Annotated in this window: 26 protein-coding genes and 1 tRNA gene; 24 read left to right on the top strand and 3 right to left on the bottom strand. The window is 70.3% G+C overall.

Going from position 1 to position 23,579, the window contains the following annotated elements; translation table 11 throughout:
- Positions 1-72: 72 nt before the first annotated feature.
- Both T8T98_RS12135 and T8T98_RS12130 read left to right on the top strand, forming a co-directional pair.
- A tRNA-Trp gene (locus T8T98_RS12135) sits at positions 73-148 on the top strand.
- An 87-nt stretch (positions 149-235) separates the two neighbouring features.
- Positions 236-496, top strand: a complete 261-nt coding sequence (locus tag T8T98_RS12130) for a hypothetical protein (RefSeq protein ID WP_160734300.1) — start codon at positions 236-238, stop codon at positions 494-496.
- An 82-nt stretch (positions 497-578) separates the two neighbouring features.
- Here the strand turns inward: T8T98_RS12130 and T8T98_RS12125 are convergent, their stop codons facing one another.
- Positions 579-1,265 carry a queuosine precursor transporter gene (locus T8T98_RS12125; RefSeq protein WP_251104997.1) on the bottom strand — a complete coding sequence of 229 codons (687 nt, stop codon included), beginning with the start codon at positions 1,263-1,265 and terminating at the stop codon, positions 579-581.
- 127 nt (positions 1,266-1,392) lie between these two features.
- Between T8T98_RS12125 and T8T98_RS12120 the strand changes: the two genes are divergently transcribed.
- The 6 genes from T8T98_RS12120 to T8T98_RS12095 all read left to right on the top strand — a co-directional run bounded on the left by T8T98_RS12120 (position 1,393) and on the right by T8T98_RS12095 (position 9,311).
- Positions 1,393-2,700, top strand: a complete 1,308-nt coding sequence (locus T8T98_RS12120; protein ID WP_251104998.1) for a NupC/NupG family nucleoside CNT transporter — start codon at positions 1,393-1,395, stop codon at positions 2,698-2,700.
- Between the two features lie 35 nt (positions 2,701-2,735).
- Positions 2,736-3,665, top strand: a complete 930-nt coding sequence (locus T8T98_RS12115) for an isopenicillin N synthase family dioxygenase (RefSeq protein WP_251104999.1) — start codon at positions 2,736-2,738, stop codon at positions 3,663-3,665.
- 234 nt (positions 3,666-3,899) lie between these two features.
- Complete coding sequence (locus T8T98_RS12110) at positions 3,900-6,446, top strand: TonB-dependent receptor (protein WP_251105000.1); 2,547 nt, start codon at positions 3,900-3,902, stop codon at positions 6,444-6,446.
- A gap of 165 nt (positions 6,447-6,611) precedes the next feature.
- Positions 6,612-7,361, top strand: a complete 750-nt coding sequence (locus tag T8T98_RS12105) for a TonB family protein (protein WP_251105001.1) — start codon at positions 6,612-6,614, stop codon at positions 7,359-7,361.
- A 73-nt stretch (positions 7,362-7,434) separates the two neighbouring features.
- Positions 7,435-8,493 (top strand): mannose-1-phosphate guanylyltransferase, encoded by a 1,059-nt coding sequence (locus tag T8T98_RS12100; protein ID WP_251105002.1) that lies wholly within the window; start codon positions 7,435-7,437, stop codon positions 8,491-8,493.
- Complete coding sequence (locus T8T98_RS12095) at positions 8,490-9,311, top strand: class I mannose-6-phosphate isomerase (RefSeq protein ID WP_251105003.1); 822 nt, start codon at positions 8,490-8,492, stop codon at positions 9,309-9,311. The genes T8T98_RS12100 and T8T98_RS12095 overlap by 4 nt, the downstream gene beginning before the upstream one ends.
- A 63-nt stretch (positions 9,312-9,374) precedes the next feature.
- Here the strand turns inward: T8T98_RS12095 and T8T98_RS12090 are convergent, their stop codons facing one another.
- Together T8T98_RS12090 and T8T98_RS12085 are read right to left on the bottom strand one after the other, a co-directional pair.
- The gene (locus tag T8T98_RS12090; RefSeq protein ID WP_160734308.1) at positions 9,375-10,184 is read right to left on the bottom strand and encodes a flagellin N-terminal helical domain-containing protein; all 810 of its coding nucleotides are present in this window, start codon (positions 10,182-10,184) and stop codon (positions 9,375-9,377) included.
- Between the two features lie 121 nt (positions 10,185-10,305).
- Positions 10,306-10,458: a hypothetical protein gene (locus tag T8T98_RS12085; RefSeq protein WP_251105004.1), complete on the bottom strand. Its 153-nt coding sequence runs from the start codon at positions 10,456-10,458 to the stop codon at positions 10,306-10,308.
- Between the two features lie 6 nt (positions 10,459-10,464).
- On the opposite strand from T8T98_RS12085, the gene T8T98_RS12080 reads away from it, so the two are divergent.
- From T8T98_RS12080 to T8T98_RS12005, 16 genes are all read left to right on the top strand, one after another.
- On the top strand, positions 10,465-11,736 hold the full coding sequence (locus tag T8T98_RS12080) for a sigma-54 interaction domain-containing protein (protein WP_251105005.1): 1,272 nt from the start codon (positions 10,465-10,467) through the stop codon (positions 11,734-11,736).
- A complete protein-coding gene (fliE, locus tag T8T98_RS12075) occupies positions 11,733-12,104 on the top strand; it encodes a flagellar hook-basal body complex protein FliE (RefSeq protein WP_160734310.1) in 372 nt (123 codons plus the stop codon). The genes T8T98_RS12080 and fliE overlap by 4 nt, the downstream gene beginning before the upstream one ends.
- 3 nt (positions 12,105-12,107) lie before the next feature.
- Positions 12,108-13,745 carry a flagellar basal-body MS-ring/collar protein FliF gene (fliF, locus tag T8T98_RS12070; protein ID WP_251105006.1) on the top strand — a complete coding sequence of 546 codons (1,638 nt, stop codon included), beginning with the start codon at positions 12,108-12,110 and terminating at the stop codon, positions 13,743-13,745.
- Positions 13,745-14,761 carry a flagellar motor switch protein FliG gene (gene fliG / locus T8T98_RS12065; protein ID WP_160734312.1) on the top strand — a complete coding sequence of 339 codons (1,017 nt, stop codon included), beginning with the start codon at positions 13,745-13,747 and terminating at the stop codon, positions 14,759-14,761. Before fliF ends, fliG begins: the two co-directional genes overlap by 1 nt.
- Complete coding sequence (locus tag T8T98_RS12060; RefSeq protein WP_251105007.1) at positions 14,754-15,365, top strand: FliH/SctL family protein; 612 nt, start codon at positions 14,754-14,756, stop codon at positions 15,363-15,365. The genes fliG and T8T98_RS12060 overlap by 8 nt, the downstream gene beginning before the upstream one ends.
- The gene (locus T8T98_RS12055) at positions 15,359-16,690 is read left to right on the top strand and encodes a FliI/YscN family ATPase (RefSeq protein WP_251105008.1); all 1,332 of its coding nucleotides are present in this window, start codon (positions 15,359-15,361) and stop codon (positions 16,688-16,690) included. The genes T8T98_RS12060 and T8T98_RS12055 overlap by 7 nt, the downstream gene beginning before the upstream one ends.
- Positions 16,680-17,105: a hypothetical protein gene (locus tag T8T98_RS12050; protein WP_251105009.1), complete on the top strand. Its 426-nt coding sequence runs from the start codon at positions 16,680-16,682 to the stop codon at positions 17,103-17,105. The genes T8T98_RS12055 and T8T98_RS12050 overlap by 11 nt, the downstream gene beginning before the upstream one ends.
- Before the next feature lie 63 nt (positions 17,106-17,168).
- The gene (locus T8T98_RS12045; RefSeq protein ID WP_322295680.1) at positions 17,169-18,464 is read left to right on the top strand and encodes a hypothetical protein; all 1,296 of its coding nucleotides are present in this window, start codon (positions 17,169-17,171) and stop codon (positions 18,462-18,464) included.
- Between the two features lie 36 nt (positions 18,465-18,500).
- Complete coding sequence (locus T8T98_RS12040; RefSeq protein ID WP_160734317.1) at positions 18,501-19,082, top strand: flagellar basal body-associated FliL family protein; 582 nt, start codon at positions 18,501-18,503, stop codon at positions 19,080-19,082.
- Entirely contained in the window at positions 19,079-19,999 is a 921-nt protein-coding gene (locus T8T98_RS12035; protein ID WP_251105011.1) for a FliM/FliN family flagellar motor switch protein, read from the top strand. Before T8T98_RS12040 ends, T8T98_RS12035 begins: the two co-directional genes overlap by 4 nt.
- Positions 19,996-20,322, top strand: coding sequence for a flagellar motor switch protein FliN (fliN, locus tag T8T98_RS12030; RefSeq protein WP_251105012.1), 327 nt, complete (start codon positions 19,996-19,998; stop codon positions 20,320-20,322). Before T8T98_RS12035 ends, fliN begins: the two co-directional genes overlap by 4 nt.
- Entirely contained in the window at positions 20,322-20,621 is a 300-nt protein-coding gene (locus tag T8T98_RS12025; protein ID WP_251105013.1) for a flagellar biosynthetic protein FliO, read from the top strand. Before fliN ends, T8T98_RS12025 begins: the two co-directional genes overlap by 1 nt.
- Complete coding sequence (gene fliP, locus T8T98_RS12020; protein ID WP_251105014.1) at positions 20,618-21,373, top strand: flagellar type III secretion system pore protein FliP; 756 nt, start codon at positions 20,618-20,620, stop codon at positions 21,371-21,373. The genes T8T98_RS12025 and fliP overlap by 4 nt, the downstream gene beginning before the upstream one ends.
- Positions 21,374-21,389: 16 nt before the next feature.
- Complete coding sequence (locus T8T98_RS12015; protein WP_160734322.1) at positions 21,390-21,662, top strand: flagellar biosynthetic protein FliQ; 273 nt, start codon at positions 21,390-21,392, stop codon at positions 21,660-21,662.
- A complete protein-coding gene (gene fliR, locus T8T98_RS12010) occupies positions 21,659-22,444 on the top strand; it encodes a flagellar biosynthetic protein FliR (protein ID WP_251105015.1) in 786 nt (261 codons plus the stop codon). The genes T8T98_RS12015 and fliR overlap by 4 nt, the downstream gene beginning before the upstream one ends.
- The gene (locus tag T8T98_RS12005) at positions 22,441-23,571 is read left to right on the top strand and encodes an EscU/YscU/HrcU family type III secretion system export apparatus switch protein (protein WP_251105016.1); all 1,131 of its coding nucleotides are present in this window, start codon (positions 22,441-22,443) and stop codon (positions 23,569-23,571) included. Before fliR ends, T8T98_RS12005 begins: the two co-directional genes overlap by 4 nt.
- Positions 23,572-23,579 lie beyond the last annotated feature (8 nt).

Below are 23,579 nucleotides of genomic sequence, written 5' to 3'. Positions count from 1 at the left end.
GGCCGCTGCCGGCCCGCGTTCGCGCCGCCTTGCCAAGGGGCGTGCTTGGCTCTAGAGGGCGGCTCCGCCTGCAGGGGTGTAGCTCAGTTGGTAGAGCATCGGTCTCCAAAACCGAGGGCCACGGGTTCGAATCCTGTCACCCCTGCCAGGCGATTTCCCCCCGATCGCCGCTTTCCGTCGCCGCCATTCGCGCCGCTTGCCGGCCGTGCCGCCGGGCCCTAAGCCCGCGCACGTCATGGAATTCGACGATCTCCTGCGCCGCTATTTCGCGGCCGACGACCTTGCCGCGGTGCGGCCCGAGGCCCTGGCCGCGGGGATCGAGCGGTGCCAGGTGGACCTGGGGCTGGAGCGCGATCCGGGCAAGCGCTTCGCGCTCTGGGCTCTGCTCCACATGCTGGGCGCCGCGCCCGATCTCGACGTCGCGTTCGAGGACGAGGGCGAGCGCGAGGCCGCGCGCAATTTCATGGACCTGCTGGACGCCGCCGGTCCGCGATAGCCGCCGCCCGCCGCCCGCCGCGCGAGCAGCGGAAGGTTCGGGCCGGGGCGGGTCAGGCCGGGGCGGGTCAGGCCGGGGCGGGTCAGGCCGGGCGGTCGAGCCGCTGCGCGATCCGGACCGCGAAGGCGATCAGGAAGGGCACGAGCACCAGCGAGAGGACGATCTTGGCCAGGGCCTGCCCGGCGATCAGCGAGCCGATCTCGCGCTCCCCGCCGAAAGCGAGGGTGATGAAGATCACCGAATCGATCGCCTGGCTGAGCGCGGAGGCGATCGCGCCGCGGATCATCAGGCCGATATTGCCCCGCGCGCCCTTGTCGTCGGCACCGGCGCCGCGCAGGCGCGAGAAGATCCAGACATTGAGCAGCAGCGAGACCAGATAGGCGACCGGCCCGGCGGCCATGATTCGCGGGGTCGTGGCATGGATCAGCTGGAACGCCTCGAGCCCTTCGGGCCACATCGCCGGATCGGCCGGCAGGCGCAGGACCAGCAGGATCAGGACGATCGACACCGCCAGCGGCAGGAAGCCCCAGACCACCAGCCGGTTGGCCGCCGCCGAGCCGTGGATCTGGGCCGTCGCGCTGGACAGGACGACCAGGACCAGGAAGGCGAAGATCCCCGCCTCCACCCCCAGCCCAGTGGGCCAGAGCATGACCTGCTTCACCGCCAGGAACCCGGCGAGCACGGTCATCCCGCCGTAGAGGAGGGCGAAGACGAACAGCGAACGGGGCAGCGAAGGCGCGGTCGGGTGGCTGGCAGGCGTGTCGTTCATCGCCCCGGATTATGGGCTGGCGCGCGAAAAGGGAAGCGTGGCCAACCGGCTACCGGCGTTTGACTGTGGATGCGCGGCAGGCAAGAGAGGGCCTGCCCCATCGCGCGCAATTCGGATTCTCACTTTTATGCACCCAGTCGTTGCCAGCCTGCTCGGGATCGTCGCGATCCTGGGGATCGCCGTCCTGCTTTCCACCGCGCGGCGGCGGATAAGGCTGCGGATCGTCATCGCCGCCTTCGCGCTCCAGGCGCTGCTCGCCTTCCTCGTCCTGCGCACGCCCTGGGGCCGGGCGACGATCCGCGCGATGAGCGACGGGGTCGCCGCGCTCCTGTCCTACGCCGATGCCGGCACGGCCTTCCTGTTCGGGGCCGACAACCCGCTGGCCAATACGTTCGCGCTCGGCGCGCTGCCGGTGATCGTGTTCTTCGCCTCGCTCGTCTCGATCCTCTATTACCTCGGCATCATGCAGCGCGTCGTGCGCTGGGTGGGCGGGGCGATCGCCTGGGTCACGGGCATCAGCCGGGTCGAATCGCTGGGCGCGGCGGCCAATATCTTCGTCGGGCAGAGCGAAAGCCCGCTGGTCGTGCGCCCCTATCTCGCCGCGCTCGCCCCCAGCCGCCTGTTCACGCTGATGAGCGTGGGCATGGCCGGCGTCGCGGGAACGATCCTGGCCGCCTATGCCGGGCTGCTGGGCGCGGAGTACCTGCCATTCCTGCTCGCCGCCGCGTTCATGTCGGCCCCGGGCGGCATCCTGATGGCCAAGATCATCATGCCCGACGAGGACGAGGCTTCGCCCGAGGCCGAAGGCGAGATCGCCCTGCCGCGCACACGGATCAGCGCCGAAGGCCCGGCCGCGATCACCGAAGGGGGCAAGGCGCACGAAGTCGAGGTGGCCGAGACGTTCGAGGAAGGCCAGCGCCCCGCCAACGTGATCGAGGCGGCGGCCCAGGGCGCGCAGACCGGCGTCAAGCTGGCCGTGGCGGTGGGCGCGATGGTCCTCGCCTTCGTTGCGCTCGTGGCGCTCGCCAATGGCCTGCTGGGCGCGGTCGGCGGATGGTTCGGAATGCCCGAGCTGTCGTTCCAGATGGCGCTGGGCTGGCTGTTCTCGCCGGTCATGTTCCTGATCGGCGTCCCGTGGGAGGAAGCGGGCGTGGCCGGCGGCCTGTTCGGGACCAAGATCGTGCTCAACGAATTCGTCGCCTTCATCGAACTGGGCCAGATCGATACGCTGACCGATCGCAGCCGCGCGATCGTGACCTTCGCGCTGTGCGGCTTCGCCAATTTTTCCTCGATTGCCATCCAGATGGCGGTTACGGGCGGGCTTGCACCGAATCAGCGCCCCGTCATCGCCAGGCTCGGTCTGCGCGCGCTCGCCGCGGGCAGCCTCGCCAACCTGATGAGCGCGGCGCTGGCCGGCCTGTTCCTGCCCTATTGAACGCCCGCCCCTCAAAGCCCGCTAGAGTTCCGCCCATGTCCGACATCGCATCCGTTTCCATCGCCCGGCCGCTGTCCGAAGTCTCGGAAGAGATCGGCCGCAGTTTCGAGGAATACGGTTTCGCGGTGATCCGCGACCACGGCATCCCGGCGGACCTGATCGCGCGGGCGGAAGACCTGTCGAAGGCGTTCTTCGCCCTGCCCGACGCGGTCAAGCGCGCCTATCACGTTCCCGGTGGCGGCGGCGCGCGCGGCTATACCCCCTTCGGCACCGAGAAGGCGAAGGACGCCGAAGTCCACGACCTCAAGGAATTCTGGCACGTCGGGCGCAGCCTGCCCGAAGGGCACCCGCTGTCCGAATTCATGGCGCCCAATATCTGGCCGGCGGAGATCGACGGCTTTCGCGAGACGTTCGAGGCGCTCTATGCCGCGTTCGAACAGGCCGGCGGCCGCGTGCTGGAGGCGATCGCGCTGCACCTGGGGCTGGAGCGGACCTGGTTCGCGCCGACGGTGGAGGACGGCAACTCGGTCATGCGCCTGCTCCACTATCCGCCGCTGACCGGGGTCGATGCCGAAGGCGCGATCCGCGCGGCCGCGCATGGCGACATCAACACGATCACTCTGCTGCTCGGCGCGGAGGAGGCGGGGCTCGAACTGCTGACCGCGGGCGGCGAGTGGAAGGCGATCGACGTGCCCGAAGGGGCGCTGGTGGTGAACATCGGCGACATGCTCGAACGCCTGACCAACGGGAAGCTGCGTTCGACCACCCACCGCGTGGTCAACCCGCGGGGCGAGGCGGCCTATCGCTCGCGCTATTCGATGCCGTTCTTCCTCCACTTCCGGCCCGACTTCACGATCGAGACGCTGGAAAGCTGCATCGACCCCGATGCGCCGGGCGATCACCCCGAGCCGATCTCGAGTCACGACTTCCTGATGCAGCGCCTGCGCGAGATCAATCTCGCCTGAATCGCGCCCGCAAGCGGGCCCGGGCCAGTTTTTTCGCGCAATGTTGCATTGCAGCAACAGCTCGAAACCCGCGGAAATCCGGGGCTGATGCCGAGCGGCCACAGATGCCGTGCGAGTTTCGCGGGAACTGTCACTTTCCGGTAACAAATCCGACTTCCTAGCGTCGCGGTTCGCAACTATCGGGCCGGCAGCCACTTTCACCTGCCCAACCGAGCCTCACCGAAGGGATCGTAAATGAAGCTCAAGTATCTCCTAGCCGCCAGCGTCGTCAGCCTGTCCGCCTCGGCCCTCATGCCGAGCGTGGCCCACGCGCAGTCGACCGGCTCCGTCGATTTCGAAGACGAGGAAATCATCATCGTCACCGGTTCGCGCGCGACCGATGTCGGCGGTGTCGATATCCCCGATACGCCGAAGGCGAAGCAGGTTCTGACCGACGAAGTGATCCGCCGCCAGCGCCCCGGCCAGACGGTGAACGACATCATCAACCTGGTGCCCGGCGTCAGCTTCCAGAACAACGACCCCTGGGGTTCGGGCGGCGGTGGCTTCACCATCCGCGGGTTCGGCGCCGATCGCGTGTCGCAGACGGTGGACGGCATCCCGCTGAACGATTCGGGCAACTACGCCCTCTACACCAACCAGCAGGTCGATCCCGAGGTGCTGGAACAGGTCAACGTCAACCTCGGCGTGACCGACGTCGACAGCCCGACGGCCTCGGCCGCCGGCGGCACCGTCAACCTGCGCACCCGCGTCCCGTCCGAGACTTTCGGCGTGGTCGCCTCGGCCACGTACGGCAACGTCCTGGCCGAAGCATCGGGCGATCGCCCCTATGTTCGCGCCTTCGGCATGGTCGACACCGGCGACTTCACCGGTTTCGGCACCCGCGCCTTCGCCTCGGCGTCGTGGACGACCTACGACAACCCGTTCAACAACTACGGCAAGGTCCGCAAGCAGCAGTATAACGGCCGGATCTACCAGGAACTGGGTGCCAACGGCGACTTCATCTCGATCGCCGGCCACTACAACCAGAACCGCAACAACTTCTTCGGTTCGCAGAACGTGCTCGACATCAAGGACCTGGTCACCAGCCAGCCGGGCAGCAACCGTTTCTACGACATCAACTATCCCTGCCAGATCCCCGAGACCCAGCTGGGCGGCGGCTTCGGCCAGGGAACCCCGGGCGTGGCGGACACCTGGTCCGACAGCTCGAGCAGCGGGAACTGCGGCGTCGAGTTCGACCGTCGTTACAACCCGTCGAACACCGGCAACATCCGCGGTTCGTCGCGCTTCACGCTCAGCGACGGCCTGATCCTCACGGTCGATCCGAGCTTCCAGTACGTCAAAGCCAACGGCGGCGGCGTCGAGGACCTGCGTGAAGGGTTCTACGAAATCGACGGGGTCCAGTACACCGGCTTCATCCGGGGCGGTTACTATTACGGCATGGATCTGAATGGCGACGGCGACCTGATGGACCGCGTGGCCGGGATGGACCCGAGCCAGACCAGGACCCGGCGCTATGGCGTGATCGCGAACCTGATCTACGACATCAATCCCGATCATCGCGTTCGCATGGCCTACACGCTCGACCATGCGCGTCACCGCCAGACCGGGCAGACCAGCTACCTTTACGCCAACGGCGAGCCGTTCGACGTCTTCCCGATCAACGACCCGATCGAGACTTCCGACGGTTTCGAACTGAACAAGCGCAACCGCCTGTCCTACGCCATCCTGAACCAGGTTTCGGGTGAGTACCGCGGCATGTTCGGCGCGATGACCGTCGTCGCCGGCCTGCGCGTGCCGTTCTTCAAGCGCGAGCTGAACCAGTACTGCTACACCACCTCGGCCTCGGGCTTCGTCGATTGCCTGGGCGATCAGGACACGACCGCCTACGAGGCGGCCAATCCGAACGCCGCCCCGCCGCAGGAACGCACGTACAAGTACGACAAGTTCCTGCCCAACGTCGGCCTGACCTACGATTTCGGTGCGGCCTCGGTCTTCGCGAACTATGCGAAGGGCATCTCGGTCCCGGGGACCGACCCGCTCTATGACTCGCTGTTCCTCGCCGACGTGCGCGACTCGCAGCCGGTTCCCGAAACCACCGACAGCTTCGACCTGGGCGTGCGCTTCGGCTTCGGCAACGTCACCGCGCAGCTGGCCGGCTGGTACACCCGGTACAACAACCGCCTGGCCTCGGCCTACGATCCGGTGCTGGAAGAAACGCTGTTCCGTAACCTCGGCCGGGTCGACAAGTACGGCCTCGACGGCTCGATCGCTTGGAACCCGACGCCGAACACGCTGCTCTACGTCTTCGGTTCGATCAGCGAATCGGAAATCAAGGACGACGTGGTCGGTGGCCAGTGCTACCTCGACGACGGCGACCCGACCCCGGCCGAATACGGCTGCACGGCGGCCAACATCGGCGAGGATTACTTCCTCCCGACGGCCGGCAAGCGCGAGAGCGGCTCGCCGAAGTACACGGTCGGCGCGCGTGGCCAGGTCGCCTTCGGCGCGCTCGAACTGGGCGCGCAGGTGAAGTACACCGGCAAGCGCTACATCAACGACCTGAACGTCGACACCGTGCCGTCCTACACGCTGGTCGATCTCGACCTGCGCTACGACCTCGGTGAAATCGGCGTCGGCCAGAACGCGGCGATCCAGGTGAACGTGACGAACCTGTTCGACGAACGCTACGTCGGCTACTTCGGCGGTTCGCTGGACAACACGCCGTTCGCGCAGATCGGCGCGCCGCGCGCGGGCAGCATCTCGCTCATCATCGGCTACTGATCGCCGGCCGCGGCGGGAAACCGCCGCGCGCCGACACGAAAGACGGCGGCGTCCCCTGGGGGGCCGCCGTTTTTTCTTGTCCGGCGCACGCGGATCTGGCGCTATCGCGTGCGGGAACCGCGCGGGGGGCGCGCGGATTTCGCATGGTGGGAGGTGATCCGCACTATGGCAGATCGGCAGGGGGCGCAGCAGGCAGGCGGCCGCGGCGGGTTCGCATCGGCGCGGCGCAGGCCGCGCCTGGGCACGCTGGCGCTGGTCGCGCTGCTGCACGTGCTCGCCGTCTATGGCCTCGCCAAGGCCTTTGCCCCCGACTTCACCGGCTCGGTCGAGCGCGAGGTGATGGAGGCGATCACCGTCACCGTGACCACCCCGCCCGAGGAACTGCCCGATCCCGAGCCGGAGCCCGATCCCGGCGCCGCGGGGGAGGAAGGGCGCGAGGCGACACCGCGCGAAGTGACCGCGCCCGAACCGCCGGTGCGGATCCAGCCCCCGGTGCCGGTGCCGCAGGCATCCTCCACCGGCACGGCAGCGAGCTCGGGCGCGCGCGAGCGCGGCGAGGGCACCGGCGCGGGCGGCACGGGCACCGGCACCGGCAGCGGGCAGGGCGGCGGCGGCGCGGGGGGCGGCGCGGTGAACAAGCCCGTCCACGTTTCGGGCGGGATCGACGACGCGCGCGATTACCCGGTGCCCGAGGGCGGGCGCGCCGCGCGGCGCGGGACCGAGGTGATCGTGCGGGTGATCGTGGGCACCGACGGCCGGGCCTCCAACTGCACCGTCTATCGCCCCAGCCCCGACCCGGAGGCAGACCGGATCACCTGCCGCCTGGTGACCGAACGGTTGCGCTTCCGCCCGGCGACCGATGCCGCGGGCAACCCGGTCCCGGCGCCGTTCTACTGGCGGCAGCGCTGGTTCTAGGCCGCGCCGTGCAGGCCGGGCGCGCGGCTTGCGCCTTGCCCTCGGGCGCGAGGTGTCCGATGACGGGGCGGGCATGAGCGAGACGATTCACCCGATCATCCTGTGCGGGGGCAGCGGCACCCGTCTCTGGCCCCGCAGCCGCGCGGTGCGGCCCAAGCCTTTCCTGCCGCTGCTGGGCGAAAGCTCGCTGTTCGAACAGACCCTGGCCCGCTGCTCCGGCGAAGGGTTCGCCCCGCCGCTGGTCGTGGCGGGCGAGCGCCACGTGGCGCTGGTGGAGGAACAGGGAACGCCGGACATGCGGCTGGTCGTCGAACCGGCGGCGCGCAACACGGCCCCGGCGATCGCGCTCGCCGCGAACCTCCTGCCGGGCGAGGCGATCATGCTCGTCTGCCCCAGCGACCACCACATCGCCAATACCGATGCCTTCCGCCGCGCGGTGACGGCGGCGGCGGGTCTGGCCGCCGAAGGGCGGCTGGTCGCCTTCGGCATCGCGCCCGACGGACCGGAAACCGGCTATGGCTATATAGAGCGTGGCGCACCGATAGAGGGCGGCGGGTGCGAGATCGCCCGCTTCGTCGAGAAACCCGATGCCGAGCGGGCGTGCGCCTTCCTCGCCGCGGGCGGGTTCGACTGGAACGGCGGCATCTTCGCCTTCCGCGCCGACACGTTCCGCGAAGAACTCGCCGCCTATCGGCCGGTGATGGCCGAAGGCGCGGCCCGCGCCGTGGCGCAGGGAGCCTGGGACGGCGGGCACTTTCACCCCGACGCAGCCGCTTTCGCCGAAGTCGAGGGCGAATCGATCGACTACGCGGTGATGGAGAACACCGGCCGTGCCGCGCTGGTGCCGGTGGCGATGGGCTGGTCCGACATCGGCTCGTGGTCCGCGCTGCGCGACGCGCGCCGCGCCGGCGGCGACGCGCGGGATGGCGGGCCCGACCGGCAGGGCAACGTGGCGCGCGGCCCGGCCGAACTGGTCGATTGCCGCAATGTCATGGTCGACAGCGACGGGCCGCGCGTGTCGTGCATCGGCCTAGACGACGTGATCGTGGTGGTCGACGGGGACGAGGTGCTGGTGACCAGCGCCGGCGGCGCGCAGCGCGTCGGCAAGCTCGACGGGGCGCGCAGGCAATGAGCGGGCGCCTGCTTCCCACCAGGGCCGTGGCCAAGGTCTGGGGGCGCGACAGCCTGCCCGAACCGTTCGCCGCGCCGGAAGGGGAGCGGATCGGGGAAATCTGGTTCGAACCGCCCCCCGAACTGCCCGAGATCCTGGCGAAATACCTGTTCACGAGCGAGAAGCTCTCGGTCCAGGTCCACCCCGACGATGCCCAGGCTCCGCCCGGCGCGCGCGGGAAGGAGGAATGCTGGCTGGTGCTCGACGCGGAGCCGGGGGCCACGCTCGCGATCGGGTTCGAACGGCCGCTGTCGGCCGAGGCGATCCGCGCCGCCGCGCTCGACGGCTCGATCGAGCGGCTGCTCGCCTGGCACCCGGTGCGCGCCGGCGATTTCTTCTATCTTCCTGCCGGGACGGTCCACGCGATCGGGCCCGGCCTGTCGCTGGTCGAGATCCAGCAGAACAGCAACGTGACCTATCGCCTCTACGACTATGGCCGCCCGCGCGACCTGCATCTCGACGAAGCGGTCGCGGTGGCGAGAGGCGCGCCTTACGACGCCGCGCGCTATCGCCGCAGCACGGGCGAAGGCGCGGCGACACTGGTGGATGGCCCGCATTTCCGGCTCGACCGCGTGGCCGGTGCCCCCGGCGCGGCAGCCGCCGCGCGCTATCGCGGGCCCTTGCTGGTCATGCCGCTGGATGGCGCGGTCGCCGTCGGCGACCGGCAGGTCGCGGCCGGGCAATGCGCGCTGGCAGGCGGGCTGGGCGACGTTGACTTCGCCGCATGCCGCCTGGCCCTGCTGACCCAGCCGGTCCGCGCCGCCGGGGCCGGCGGCTAGGCGTGAAAAAAAGGCCCGGCGCTGGAAATCCAGCCCCGGGCCCGGTCTTCTTCGGAGAAGAGATCAGCGCAGCAGCGAAAGAACGTTCTGCTGGCTCTGGTTGGCCTGCGACAGCATCGCGGTCGAAGCCTGGCTGAGGATCTGCGCCTTGGCGAGCGCGGTCGTTTCAGCCGAATAGTCGGTGTCTTCGATGCGCGAACGCGCGTCGGAGAGGTTCGTGACGTTGTTGCTCAGGTTGTTGACCGCCGATTCGAGGCGGCTCTGTCCGGCACCGAGCGAAGCGCGCGTCGCGGCGACTTCGGCCAGGGCCGCGTCGACCGTGTCGATCGTGGTGCTGGCGTTGGCCGAGGTATCCACCGCGAGGGTCGACATGTCGGTCGTGATCGCGGTCGAGGTCAGCGTGACCGTGTCGCCGCTGTTGGCGCCGACCTGGATGTCGAGCGTCACGTCGGCGGCCGTGTCGAACACGGCATTGCCGTTGAACTCGGTGTCCGAGATGATGCTGGCGATCTGCGCCTTCAGCTCGGTCACTTCCGAATCCATGTAGCCACGATCGGAATCCTGGTACGAACCCGAAGCCGACTGCACGGCCAGTTCGCGGACGCGCTGCAGCATGTTGGTGACTTCGTTCAGCGCGCCTTCGGCGGTCTGCGCCATCGAGATGCCGTCGTTGGCGTTGCGAATGCCCTGGCTCATGCCGCGGACCTGCGCCGTCATGGTCGTGGCGATGGCGAGGCCGGCGGCGTCGTCCTTCGCGCTGTTGATGCGCTTGCCGGTCGACAGGCGCTCCATCGCGGTGCCCAGGGCCTTGTCGGCCGCGGTCGAGGCATTCGCCGCACGCATCGCGCTGGTGTTGGTATTGATAACAGCCATTGTTCAAACTCCCACAATGCTCTTCGAACGCTCCCCCCGAGAAACCCATCCTGGGCGGTAGCTGGAGCGAAGACCGGCAGGGCCGCGAAAAGTTTTAGGGGCTCGGCGCAGATTTCGGCCGCTACGTATTTTTCCTTAAGTTGATTTCGCCGTTAACCATTAAGTCGATGTTGCCCATGCCGGCTCCAATACCGCTCGCGAACGGAACTTGGTTAATCAGCAGGGGGCTGAAGTGGGAACTATCGAGCGGACGGAAGGCTTCGAGAAAGCTCACGCACCGGTGGCAGGCAAGTTCGCGGGCATTGCATCCTCGCTCCTGCCGCGCCGGCCGGTGCACCTGGCGGATGCCGGCGAGGCGGGGGCGGGCAGGTTGCCCAATGCCATTGCGCTGGATCGCGCCGACAGGCCGGCCATCGACCGCCAGGGAACCGGGGCCAGGCTCACATATGCCGACCCTGTTTCGGAAGCGACCTTCGGCGCGCTCGTCGCGCTGGTCGCCGGGGCGGGCGGCGGGCCGGTTGCGGCCGACCCGGAATCGCTTTCGGTCCTGGCGCTGGCCGACCGGCTGGCGCAGACCGACATCCCGGTCCTGATCAACGGGCCGACCGGCACCGGCAAGGAAGTCCTGTCGCAGTTCATCCACAATCGCAGCGCGCGGCGCGACAAGCCGTTCGTGGCGGTCAACTGCGCGGCCATTCCCGAAACCATGCTCGAGGCATTGCTGTTCGGCCACCAGAAGGGCGCCTTCACCGGCGCCAACGCGGCCGGCGAAGGCTTCTTCCGCGCGGCAGAGGGCGGCACGCTCCTGCTCGACGAGATCGCGGAGATGCCGCTCTCGCTCCAGGCCAAGCTGCTGCGCGCCTTGCAGGAAGGCGAAGTCGTTCCGGTCGGCGCGACCACCCCGGTCAAGGTCGACGTGCGGATCATCGCCTGCGCCAACCGCGACCTGCCGCTGGAGGTGGAGGAAGGCCGCTTCCGCGCCGACCTGTTCTATCGCCTCAATGTCTTCCCGATGACGCTGTCGGCCCTGCGCGAGCGGCCGACCGACATCGTCCCGCTCGCCTTCGCCATGCTGCTGCGCCATGCGCCGCAGGGGGCGAAAGTGCCGTGGCTGACCGATGGCGCGATCGCCATGCTCAAGCAGCACGGCTGGCCGGGCAATATCCGCGAGCTGGAAAACGTCATGCGCCGGGCCCTGGTCCTGGCCGGCGATGTCGATGCGATCGGCACCGGACACATCGTGTTCGATCGCCCGGCGCGCCTGGTCGATCGCGAAGCCGCCGCGCCCGCCGCGCCGGCAGTATCCGCGCCGGCAGCGGCAGAGGCCGCCCCGGCCGGGGACATGCCCGCCGCCCCCACCGGGCCGGTCGCGGGCAGGAAACTTTCGAAAGTGGTCCAGCTTTCCGAAGCGCGCGCGATCATGGAAACGCTCGACGCCTGCGGCGGCAAGCGGGCCGAGGCCGCGCGCCAGCTGGGCATTTCCGAGCGCACGCTGCGTTACCGGCTGGCGTCTTTCCGTGAAGCCGGCCTGGCCGTGGGAGGCGGCCGATGAGCGCGATCAACGGCATGGGCGGCGCCGGCTCGGTCCAGCAGATCATGGCCCTGCGCCAGCAGATCCTGGAACGGTCCAGCACGCTGCAGGAAATCCACCAGACGCGCGAGGTCGGCGGCGCCGCGCCCGCCGCCGAACCGGCCGCCGGCGGCGGCTTTGCCGATACGCTGCGCGATGCGCTGGACGGGGTGAACGAGGCCCAGTCGCGCGCCTCCGCGCTGACCGAGGGCTACGAACGCGGCGAAGTGACCGACATCGCGAAAGTCATGCTCGCGCGGCAGGAAGCCGGCGTCGCCTTCGAGGCGACATTGCAGGTCAGGAACAAGCTGTTGTCCGCCTACCAGGACATCATGCGGATGGGGGTCTGATAGATGAGCGAACTCGTTCCCGCCAATGCCTCCCCGGGCTCGCTGCTCGCGCCGCTGCGCGGCGGCGGCGGCTCGCTGCGCGACCGCGCGGCGCAGTTCGTCGCGCAGCCGGCGGTGAAGAAGGCCCTGCCGTGGTTCGCCGGGCTCGCGCTCGCGGGCCTGCTCGCGCTCGTCTGGGCCGGGCTCTCGCCCGCGCCGCAGCGGATGCTCTACTCCTCGCTCGGCGATGCCGAGCGTGCCGGCGTCGTCAGCGCGCTCGACGCGGCATCGATCGACTACACGATCGACAACGACACCGGGGCGCTGAGCGTCGGCGAGGACGATCTCTACCGCGCGCGCATGGTCGTCGCCTCCGACGGCGCGCTCGCGACGCCGGAGACCGGCCAGCAACTGCTCGATTCGCTGCCGATGGGGGCCAGCCGCACGCTCGAGGGCGACCGCCTGCGCGCGGCGCAGGAACGCGACCTGATGCTGACGATCAAGGAAATCGACGGGGTCGAATCGGTCCGGGTCCACCTGGCCAAGGCCGAACGCTCGGTCTTCGTGCGCGACAGCGTGCCGCCGACCGCCTCGGTCATGCTGCGCATGGCGCGCGGCCGCCAGCTTTCGGATTCGCAGGTCACCGCGATCGCCAACCTCGTCGCCGGATCGGTGCCGGGGCTGTCGATCGATTCGGTCCGCATCGTCGACCAGCACGGGCGGCTCCTGTCCGAACCGCAGGGCGGCGACAGCGACGGGCTGGAACTCCAGAGCCGGATGGAGGCGAAGCTGCGTTCGCAGATCGACCAGCTGCTGACCCCGATGATCGGGGCGGAGAACTTCTCCAGCGAGATCCAGGTCGCGCTCGACATGAACGAGGTGACCTCGGCCCGCGAAAGCTACGACAAGGACGGCGCGGTGCGCCGCGAGACGACGCAGACCTCGACCGCGGCGGCGATGGGCCCGGCGGCCGGCGTTCCCGGCGTCCTCGCCAATACCCCGCCGCCCGCGCCCGAGGCGGTCGAAGGCGCGCCCGAGGGCGGCCCGGCCCAGGGCGCGGCCAACGAGATCGGCGAAAGCCGCGCGACCCGCACCTACGAACTGGGGCGCGAGGTCGCCGTGTCGAACATCGCGCCGGGCAGCGTGAAGCGCCTGTCGGTCGCGGTCGCGCTGAACCAGGATGCGCTGAAGGATGCCAAGCCCGCGGACCTGCAGAAGTTCGAACAGCTCGTGGCCGCCGCGGTCGGCGCCAATCCCGACCGGGGCGATACCGTCGCGGTCGTCGTCCGCCCGTTCGAACCGGTCGTGGCGGAAGAAATCCCGTTCTGGGAACAGTCGTGGTTCGCGATGGTCGTGCGCAACGGCGTGGCCCTGATCGCGGTCCTCCTGGTGCTGTTCTTCGTCGTCCGTCCGATCATGCGCAGCGTGACCGGCAAGGGCGAGGGCGAAAGCGACGAGGCCCCGGCCGAGGGCGAGGACCCGACGATGATCACCCAGACGCCGCGCACCGCGCTGCCGGCCCGCCCCGATGAGCCGAGCCGCGAGGAACTGTCGGCCCAGATCGAGCTGGCCCAGCGGATCGCGCGCGAACAGCCGGACGACGCGCTGCTGGCCCTGCGCCGGATGCTGGGCGAGAACCGCAGCACCGAAGGGGTCGCGTGATGAGCGTTCCGATCGAATTCGATGGCGCCGATCGCGCCGCCGTCATGGTCATGCTGCTGGGCGAGGAAGACGCCGCCCGGCTGCTCGCCGGCCTTTCGCCCGAGGAACTGCGGACGCTGGGCGCGAAGATGTGCGAGATGGGGGAGATCGGGCCGAGCGCGATCGCCGATGCCATCGCCAGTTTCGCCAGCACCGCCGGCAATGCCGGGATCTCGGCCCATGGCCGGGTGGACGAAGTGCGCAAACTGATGACCGGCGCGCTCGGCGAAGTGAAGGCCGACAGCATCATGCGCCGCGTCGCGCCGCCGGAAAACGCCCCGCGCACCCCGGCGCTGGAAATCGCCCAGTGGCTGGAACCCGAAGTGCTGATCCCGCTGGTGCAGGACGAGCACCCGCAGGCGATCGCGGTTCTCCTGGTCCAGCTGGAGCCGGCGACCGCGGCCGCGGTCCTCGCCGGCCTGCCCGAGCCGCTCCATACCCCGGTGGTGCACCGCATCGCCAAGCTCGGCCCGGTCTCGCCCGAAGCGATTGCGATCCTCGAGGAAACGCTCGCCGCGCGCATTGCCGGCGTCCACGGGATCAAGCGCCTGGAGATGGGCGGCGTGCGCGAGGCGGCGGAAATCATCAACAGCGCCGCGCGCAGCGTCGAAAAGCGCGTGATGCCCGGCCTCAACAAGCTGGACAAGAAACTGGCCCGCGACCTGGAGAGCGAGCTGTTCAAGTTCGAGCACCTGCTGGAGCTGGACCCGCAGATGATGGGCCAGCTGCTGCGCGAGGTCGAAAGCGAACTGCTGATCGACGCGCTCAAGGGGCTGGAGGAGCCGCAGCGCGAGGTGTTCTTCGCCGCCATGTCGAGCCGCGCGGCCGATGGCCTGCGCGACGAGATCGAGGAACGCGGCCGGATCAAGCGCGCCGACGTGGAGGCCGCGCAGAAGGCGATCATCGCGGTGGCGAAGAAACTTGCCGCCGACGGCACGATCGTGTTCGGCGGCGGGGGAGACGACGACTATGTCTAGCGCCGCCGCGCTCAGGGCCACCCTGCCGCTCGACCGCTTGCGCGGCGGCGGCGGGTTCGCCCGCGATCCGCGCTTTTCCGGCCTGTTCAAGGGGCCGTCCGAGCGCGCCCAGGACCCCGCACCGGAGCCGGCGCCCGACCCGGTGGCCGAGGCCTATCGCCGCGGGTTCGAGGAAGGCCGGGCCGAGGCGGAAGCCCACGCGGCCCAGCGCGCCGCCGAGGAGGAGGGCCGGCGCGAGGCGATCGAGCTGGCTTTCGCCCGCTTCGACGCGGCCAGCGCCAATGCCCTGCGCGAACGCCTGCGCCAGACCGTCCTCGCCCTGTGCGAGGACGCGGTCCTGCCGCTGGCGATCGACCCGCAAGGGCTCGCGGCGCGGGTGGAAAAGGCCGTGGCCATGCTCCAGCGCGCGCAGGACGAACGGCGCGTGCTGCTCCATCCCGAAGACCTCGCCCTCGTCGAAAGCCGCCTGCCCGAAGGGATCGCGCTCGTGCCCGATCCCGCGATCGAACGCGGCGGCTTGCGGATCGACAGCGAGGACGGCGGGATCGAGGACGGGCCGGCGCAATGGCGCCGGATCCTGGCGGAGGCGTTCGGCGAGTGCTGACCCTGGCCGAGGCGACGCTGGGCGAGCTTTCGGCTGCGCCGCTCGATCTCTCCCCCCGACGGTTCGGGCGGGTGGCGGCCTGCGACGGCGGCCTGATCGAGGTGAGCGGCCTCTCGGTCCCGATCGGCGGCCTGTGCCGGATCGACGACGGCAAGGGCACGACGCTGACGGCGGAGGCGATCGGGTTCCGCAACGGGCGCACGATGATGATGATGCTGGGCGACAGCGTGCTGCTGCGCCCGGGCGTGGCGGTAAGGCCGGAAGGGCGGCCCGGGATGCTCCCGGTCGGCCCGGCCTACCTCGGCCGCGCGGTCGATGGGCTGGGGGAACCGATCGACGGCGGGCCGCCGCTGCACGCGGGGGCCCAGTGGCCCGCGGGGGGCAAGCGCACGGGCGCGCTGGACCGTGCCAGCGTGCGCGAACCGTTCGATACCGGCATTCGCGCGATCAATGCGCTGACGACTTTCGGCGTCGGTCAGCGGGTCGGCATCATGGCCGGTTCGGGCGTGGGCAAGTCGGTCCTGATCGACATGATCGCGCAAGGGGCGCAGGCCGACGTGGTCGTCGTCGGCCTGATCGGCGAGCGCGCGCGCGAGGTTTCCGATTTCGTCGAACGGCACATGCAGGGGGAGGCCGCGGCGCGCACCGCGGTCGTCGCCGTGCCCGCCGACCATGCCGCCAACCTGCGGCTGCGCGGGGCCCTGCTGGCCACGTCGCTGGCCGAGTATTTCCGCGCCCAGGGCCTGCGCGTCCTGCTGATCCAGGACAGCCTGACCCGCATTGCCCACGCGGCCCGCGAAATCGGCATCCTGCTGGGCGAACCGGGCGCCGCGCGCGGCTATCCCCCCTCGGCCCTGTCGACGGTGACCAAGCTGGTCGAACGCGCCGGCAATTCGGCGGAGAGCGGCGGCTCGATCACCGGCATCTATACCGTGCTGGCCGATGGCGACGACCAGAACGATCCCGTGGTCGATACCGCGCGATCGATCCTCGACGGGCATATCGTCCTCTCGCGCGATCTCGCGCAGCGCGGGCAATATCCGGCGATCGACGTCGGCGCCTCGCTCAGCCGGGTCATGTCGGACGTTGCCGATGCCGGCCACAATGCCTGCGCGCGCAAGCTGCGGGCGCTCGTTTCGGCCTATGAGAGCAATCGCGATCTCGTGCTGATGGGCGCCTATCGCGCCGGCGCCGATCCGCTGATCGACCGCGGGATCGCGCTCCAGCCGCAGATCGCGGCCTTCCTGGGGCAGGCGGTCGGCGAGCGGGTCCCGCTGGGCCGGGCGCGGGCCGAACTCGAAAAGCTGATCGGCGATGACCAGTGACGCCGCCCGCCTTCGGCGTGCCCGCCTGATCGAGCGGATGCGCTGCGCCGAGCAGCGCCAGGCCGCGGCCGAGGCGCACCGGGCGGAAGCCGTCCGGCAGAAGCTGGAGCAGCTTTCGGACCGGACGCGCACGCTGGCGCAAGTCTATGCGCTGCGCGACGGTGCGCGCGACGGGGCGGACCTGCGCAGCGCGAGCGTGCTCGGCTCGCACCTCAACGAACTGGGCGCGACGGCCGCGCGCCAGGCCGCCGATGCCCGGCGCACGGCGGACGACCGCCTGGCCCAGCTGGCGGTTGCCGACCGGCGCCTGCAACGCGCCGAAGAGGGGCGCCGCGACCTCGCCCGCGCGATCGGGGAGAAGGCGGCGCGCGACGACGTTCCCCGTGCAAGGAAAACTGGCACGCATCTTGAATAACGGCCTGCGTAGCAGACGCAGAACGGCAGGCCCATGATTTCGCAGCTCCTTTCGCAAACGCAGATGTCCGCGGGCCCGGCGGGCGGCGAACCGCGCCCCGCCGCAGGCGAGGCTCCTTCCGCGGAAGGGGGGTTTTCCGCGCTTCTCGCGATGCTCGGCACCGCGCTCGTCCCCGTCGCGCCGCAAGACGGCGAGGGGGCGGGGCAGGGCAAGGGCGAGGCCCGGGGAGAGGTTGCAGGCGGCGAGACTGCCGACGGCGGCACGGGCGGCGAATTGCCGGTTGCGCTTGCCGGCGTGCCGGCAATTGCCGGAACCGGCAAGACTTTGCCGGCCGGGGGCGGCGAGTTGCCGCCTGCCGCCTTGGCGAATACCCCGGCGACCCCGGCCAGCCCTGCCATCCCCGCCACAGCCGATGGCGTGAACCTGCATCCAGCCGGCAAGGCCACCGGGCAGACCGCCGACCAGGGCCAGCCCCAGGCAACCGGCCAGCCCGCACCCGGCCAGCCCGCATCCGCCCAGGCGCAGATCCCGGCCAGCCGCCCGATGGTTGCGCTCGAAGTCGCGCCGCGCGCGCAGGCTCCGCAGGGCGAAAGCGCGGCCGGCGGCTCTGCGACCGGCCCGGCCAACGGCGCATCGGTTCAGGCCAAGACGCTCGCCGCCGACACGGCGGGCGGGCGCGAGGCGGGTCAGCGCGATGGCGCCGGCCATGCCCGGGCCGCGCAGGGCGAAGCGCCTGTCGCCGCGCCCCGCGCCGCCGCCGAGGCAAGCGCCTTCGCCGCCGCCGCCCCTGCCGCACCGGCCGGCGCGACCACCGCCGTCCAGCCGCTTTCGCCCATGGCCGCGCCCGCCGCGCCGGGCGAGGGCGCGACCCCGTTTTCCGCCGACAAGCCGGCGATCGAGACCCAGCTCGCCCGTGAACTGGGCCGGATCGTCGACAGCCTCGCCTCCGCGCGCGAGGCGGTGACCGCGAAGGCGGCCACGCTGGCGCTCGACCATGCCGAGTTCGGCGACCTGTCGCTGCGGTTCGACCAGCGCCGCGACGGGCAGCTCTCGGTCCAGCTTTCCGCCGCCGATCCGGAGGCGCACCGGGCAATCGCCGCCGCGGTGGCCGAGCGCCCGGCGCCGGCTTTCGCCCAGGGCGACGGCGCGCCGGCCAACGGCACCGGCCAGGCCGGCAGCGGCCCATCCGCCCGTGCCGGGGCGGAGCGCGAGGGCAACGCCGACGGCCACGGGCCCGACGGCAATCCCGCCGAGGGCAATGGCCGCGACCGCCGCGACGGCGGGCGCGATGCCGGGCCCGACGGCGGCAGCCAGCCCGGCACGCCGCGCAGCGACGGGCGCGCGGCGGTCTACGCCTGAACCCGAACAGACAGCCAGAACCGAGGAACCGAAGGAATGAGTGACAAGAAGGCAAAACAGGACAAGCCCGCCAGGGGCCGCGGCGTGATGAAGTTCGCGCTGCTCGGCCTGGCGCTGGTCGGCGCCGGGGGCGGCACCGTGTTCGGCCTGATGGCCGCGGGCGTGATCCAGACCGCCGATGCCACCGCGCGCGAGGCCGGGCCGCAGTTCGTGCTGAAGGGGGAGAAAGACCCCTATGCCCTGCCGGCCGCCAAGGGGAAGGACGCGGTCGAGCTGGTCCACGGCGAAGGCGGCACGAAGTACCGCACCGCCTATTTCAGCTTCGCGGAGGATTTCACCTCCAACCTCAAGGATACCAGCGGGCTGATCCAGGTCAGCCTGGCCGCTTCCACCCGCCGCGACGGGCGCGTGCTGATGTGGCTGCACGAACACCAGCTCGCGATCCGCTCGCGCATCCTCGTCGAACTGGCCGACACGCCGGAAGAAGAGGTGATTTCGAGCGCCGGCAAGGTGCGCCTGCAGAAGCGGCTGACCGACGCGGTCAACGAAGTCCTGGTCGAGCAGGAAGGCTTCGGCGGCGTCGACAACATCTATTTCCGCACTTTCATCGTCCAATGAGCAAGGCCGCGCCTTCCCCCTCCGCGCGCCGCGCGGCGAGCCATTGCGACGCGCTGCTGAGCCAGCGCGAGCCGATCGCCGACCTCGGCCCGGAGTTCGAGCGTTTCGGCGCCCGCCTGTGCGGGGCGCTGCATTCCTGCGTCGCCGAACTGGCCGAGGATGCCGGCGTGCGGATCGCCTCGCTCGGATCGCAGGCGATCGAGGGGGCGCAGCTGGCCGCGCAGTGCCCGCCGCTCGCGGCGATCAGCCGCCACCGCTTCGGCGTGGCCGGCCACGTCCTGGCCCTGGCGGTGGACGGGCGCGCGATCCTGGAACAGCTCGATCGCACGTTCGGCGGCCCGGGCCAGATCGGCGAGGAACTGCCGCCTGCCCTGCCGCATACCGCGCGCCTGCTGTCGCGCCGGTTCGAACGCAAGGTGATCGCCGCCGTGGCCGGGGAACTGGCCGGGCTGGAGTTCAAGGCCGAGGACGACGCCTCGCCCGCCGACCTGCTCGCGCCGTTCGCGCCGGAGGCGGAACTGACCGCGCTGACCCTGGCCGTCACCGGCTCCGACGGGCGCGAATGGCGGCTGGTCCTCGCGCTCGAGACCGCCGCGCTCGCCTCGCTCCTGCCCAAGCGCGCCTCGGCCCGCCGGGCCCCGGTTTCGCGCCGCAAGCGCGGGATCGACGAGGCGCCGTTCTGCGACCTGCCGCTGGCCGCCAGCGCGCGGCTGGTGGACATGCAGATGCCGCTCCACCGCGTCGCCGCGATCCAGCCGGGCACCGTCCTGCCGATCATGGTCGCGCGCAACGTGCCGCTGCAGATCGGCGAAGCGGTGATCGCGCGCGGCACCGTGGGCGAAGTGGACGACCAGGTCGCCCTGCAGATTACCCAGACTTTCACCGGCCAGATAACCCCCGGAAAGGATTCCCAATGACCGATGCAAACCAGGGCTTCGGCCTGATCCAGGACATCGACGTCCGCCTCACCGTCGAACTCGGCCGCACGCAGATGAACCTGCGCGAAGTGCTCGACCTGGCGGAAGAAAGCGTCGTCATGCTCGACCGCCTGACCGACGAACCGCTCGACGTGCTGGTGAACGGCAAGATGATCGCCAAGGGCGAAGTCGTGGCCGAGGGCAACCGGTTCGGCCTGCGGATCCTCGAACTGGTCGGCGAAGGGCGCGGCGGCGCTCCGCGCGAACGGCGCGCGCCGCCGATCGAGGTCACGCCCCGCCAGCCGGAGGGGAGCGCGGCCTGATGGGCTGGTACATCCTCAAGCTGCTGATCCTGCTGCCGCTGATCGGCCTGATGATCTGGGGCAGCCTGAAGCTCGCCCAGAAGATGCAGGGCCAGTTCGGCGCGCCGCAGGGCGGGGGCGCCAAGGCCGTGCGCGTGGTGGAAACGACGATGCTGTCGCCGACGATGCGCCTCGCGGTGATCGAGTTCCACGGGCGCGAGATCCTCGTCTCCACCTCGCGCGCCGGGCTGACCCGCCTGGCCGAGGCGCCGGCCCGCCAGTCGCCTGAAGGCCCGGCGATCGCGGAGAATGGCAAATGAAGCGTCTCCCGGCGATTGCCGCCGCGCTGGCGGCCCTCGCGCTGCCGGCCGCCGCGCGGGCCCAGGCGGCCGTTCCCGGCGCGCTCGACCGGGCTTTCGGCGAACTCGGCGGGGCCGGCGGCGAACCGCTGAGCATGTCGCTCCAACTGCTCCTGGTCATGGGGCTGCTGACGATCCTGCCCGCGCTGGTCCTGATGATGACCAGCTTCACCCGGATCATCGTCGTCCTCGCGATCCTGCGCCAGGCGCTGGGCCTGCAGCAATCGCCGCCCAACCAGGTCCTGATCGGCCTGTCGCTGTTCCTGTCGCTGTTCGTCATGGCGCCGACGCTGGAACGGGTGAACGAGGCCGCGATCGCGCCCTATGCCGCCGGCCAGGTCAACGCCGAGGAGGCGATCGAGCTGGCGGGCGACGAGTTTCACGCCTTCATGATCCGCCAGACGCGCGAGCGCGACCTGCAGATGTTCGCCGACATTGCCGATGCACCGCAGTTCGCCAGCCCGGCGGACGTGCCGTTCTCGATCCTGCTGCCGGCTTTCGTCACCAGCGAGCTGAAGACCGCGTTCCAGATCGGCTTCATGCTGTTCCTGCCGTTCCTCGTCATCGATCTCGTGGTGTCGAGCGTGCTGATGAGCCTGGGCATGATGATGATGAGCCCGATGCTCGTCTCCCTGCCGTTCAAGCTGCTGCTGTTCGTCCTCGTCGACGGGTGGGCCCTGCTGATGGGCTCGCTGGCATCGAGCTTCGTCTAGCGGGGAGGGCGATACGATGGACGAAATGCCCCTTCTCCTGGCGCTGGCGGACCGGATGCTGTGGATCACCGCGCTGGTCGCCGCCCCGGTCCTGCTTGCCAGCCTCGCGATCGGCCTCGTCGTCGGGCTGATCCAGGCGGCGACCTCGGTCAACGAACAGACGCTGACCTTCGTGCCCAAGCTGGCCGCGGTGGCGCTGGTGCTGGTCCTGTTCGGCGCCTCGATGATGGCGCTGCTGGGCGACTTCATGCAGGAAATCTTCTTGGAAATCGCCAGGATCGGGCGGTGATCGCACTCGATCTCGGCCTTGGCGCGATAGAGCAGGATTTCTGGCGCATCGTGTTCCTGATGACGCGCATCGGCGCCGGCCTGCTGGCCGCTCCGTTCTTCGGCGCCGCCTCGGTCCCGATGACGGTGCGCGTGTGCCTTACCGGCGCGCTGGCGATCTTCGTCGGGGTCTGGATGCCCGCGGTCGAGCCGCCCGCGGCGCTGCTGTCGGCCGAAGGGATGCTGGCGGTGGCGGGCGAGGTCGCGATCGGCCTCGCGCTCGGCTTCGTCCTGCAGATCGCCTTTGCCGCCCCGGCGATCGCGGCCGAGGTGATCGGCGGCGCGATGGGGATGAGCATGGCGATGGCGGCCGATCCCAACGGCGGCGGGCAGACCACCGCCTTCGGCCAGTATTTCACCATCGTCCTGACCCTGATCTTCCTCGCGCTGGGCGCGCACCTGCAATGGATCGCGCTGCTCGCGGAAAGCTATCGCACGTTCCCGCCGGGTGACACCTGGATGGGGGCGGACGGTTTCGCCCAGGTCGCGGGCTTCGCCGGGGCCATGTTCGAAACCGCGGTGCGGATCGCGCTGCCGGTCACGCTCGTCCTCCTGCTGGTGCAGATGGTGACCGGCGTGCTCAGCCGCTCGGCCCCTTCGCTCAACCTCTTCGCGCTCGGCCTGCCGGCCGGCGTCCTGGCGGGGATCGCCGCGCTGATCATCGCTGCGCCGATGATCTACGACCAGTTCGGCGACATCGTGCAGATGTCGATCGACCAGACGACCGGGGTGCTTGTGCGATGAGCGAGACCGCCGGCGAGAAGAGCTTCGCCCCGACCGACAAGCGCAAGCGCGACGCCGCGCGCAAGGGCGACGTCCTGCGCTCGCGCGAGATCACGACCGCCGCGGCGATCCTGTTCGGCGGTGCCTGGCTGATGTTCGGCGGCCCCTGGCTGCTGGAGGAAATGACCGGCATCGTGCGCGATGCGCTGGTGTTCGACCGGGGGGAGATGATCGATTTCCAGCCGGGCCAGATGATGCTGACCGGCCTGCTCGCCGCGCTGCCCCCGATCCTCACCATTGCCGGGCCGATGATCCTGATCGCGCTCGTCACCCAGTTGGGGCCGAGCGCGGACGGGCGCTGGGTGAACGAGAACCTCAACTTCAAGGGATCGCGCATCAACCCGCTTTCGGGGCTGAAGCGGATGTTCGGCCCCAACGGCTGGATCGAGATGGGCAAGGGCATCCTGAAGGTCGCGCTGCTGGGCGCTATCGCCTGGCTCTGGGCGCGCAACTGGCTCGACACGATCGTCGGGCTGGGCGGGGGCAACCTGTCGCAGCAGCTTTCCGCCGCCTGGGGCGCGGTGATCTCGCTCCTCCTCGCGCTGGGCGGGGGGCTGGTGGTGATCGCGCTGGTCGATGCCCCGATCCAGTGGGTGCGCCGCAACCAGCGGCTGAAGATGAGCCACCAGGAAATGCGCGACGAGCACAAGGAAGCCGAAGGCTCGCCCGAGGCGCGCGCGCATCGCCGCCAGCGCCAGCGCGAGATTGCCGCCGGCGGGGTCGCCCACGCCATGCGCGAGGCGCAGTTCGTGTTGACCAACCCGACCCATTTCGCGGTCGCCATGGTCTACGATCCCGACAAGGCGGCGGCGCCGCTGGTCCTGGCCAAGGGGCGCGGGGACAAGGCCCAGGCGATGAAGGAGCTGGCGCGCGAATACGGCGTGCCGATGCTCGAATACCCGCAGCTCGCCCGCTCCGTCTATTTCACCACGCGCGAGAACCAGACCATTCGCGAAGAGCTCTATGCCGCGCTGGCGGCGGTGCTGGCCTTCGTCTTCTCGCTCAAGCGCGGGGAGGAGCGGCCCGCCCCCGCGATCGAGGTGCCGGTGGAGCTGCGCTTCGACGCCCAGGGGCGGCGCGCGCCGTGAGTCCCGGG

The sequence above is a fragment of the Pelagerythrobacter marinus genome (assembly GCF_034375205.1).
Classification (GTDB): domain Bacteria; phylum Pseudomonadota; class Alphaproteobacteria; order Sphingomonadales; family Sphingomonadaceae; genus Pelagerythrobacter; species Pelagerythrobacter marinus.
This window is presented reverse-complemented; position numbering and strand designations above follow the sequence as displayed.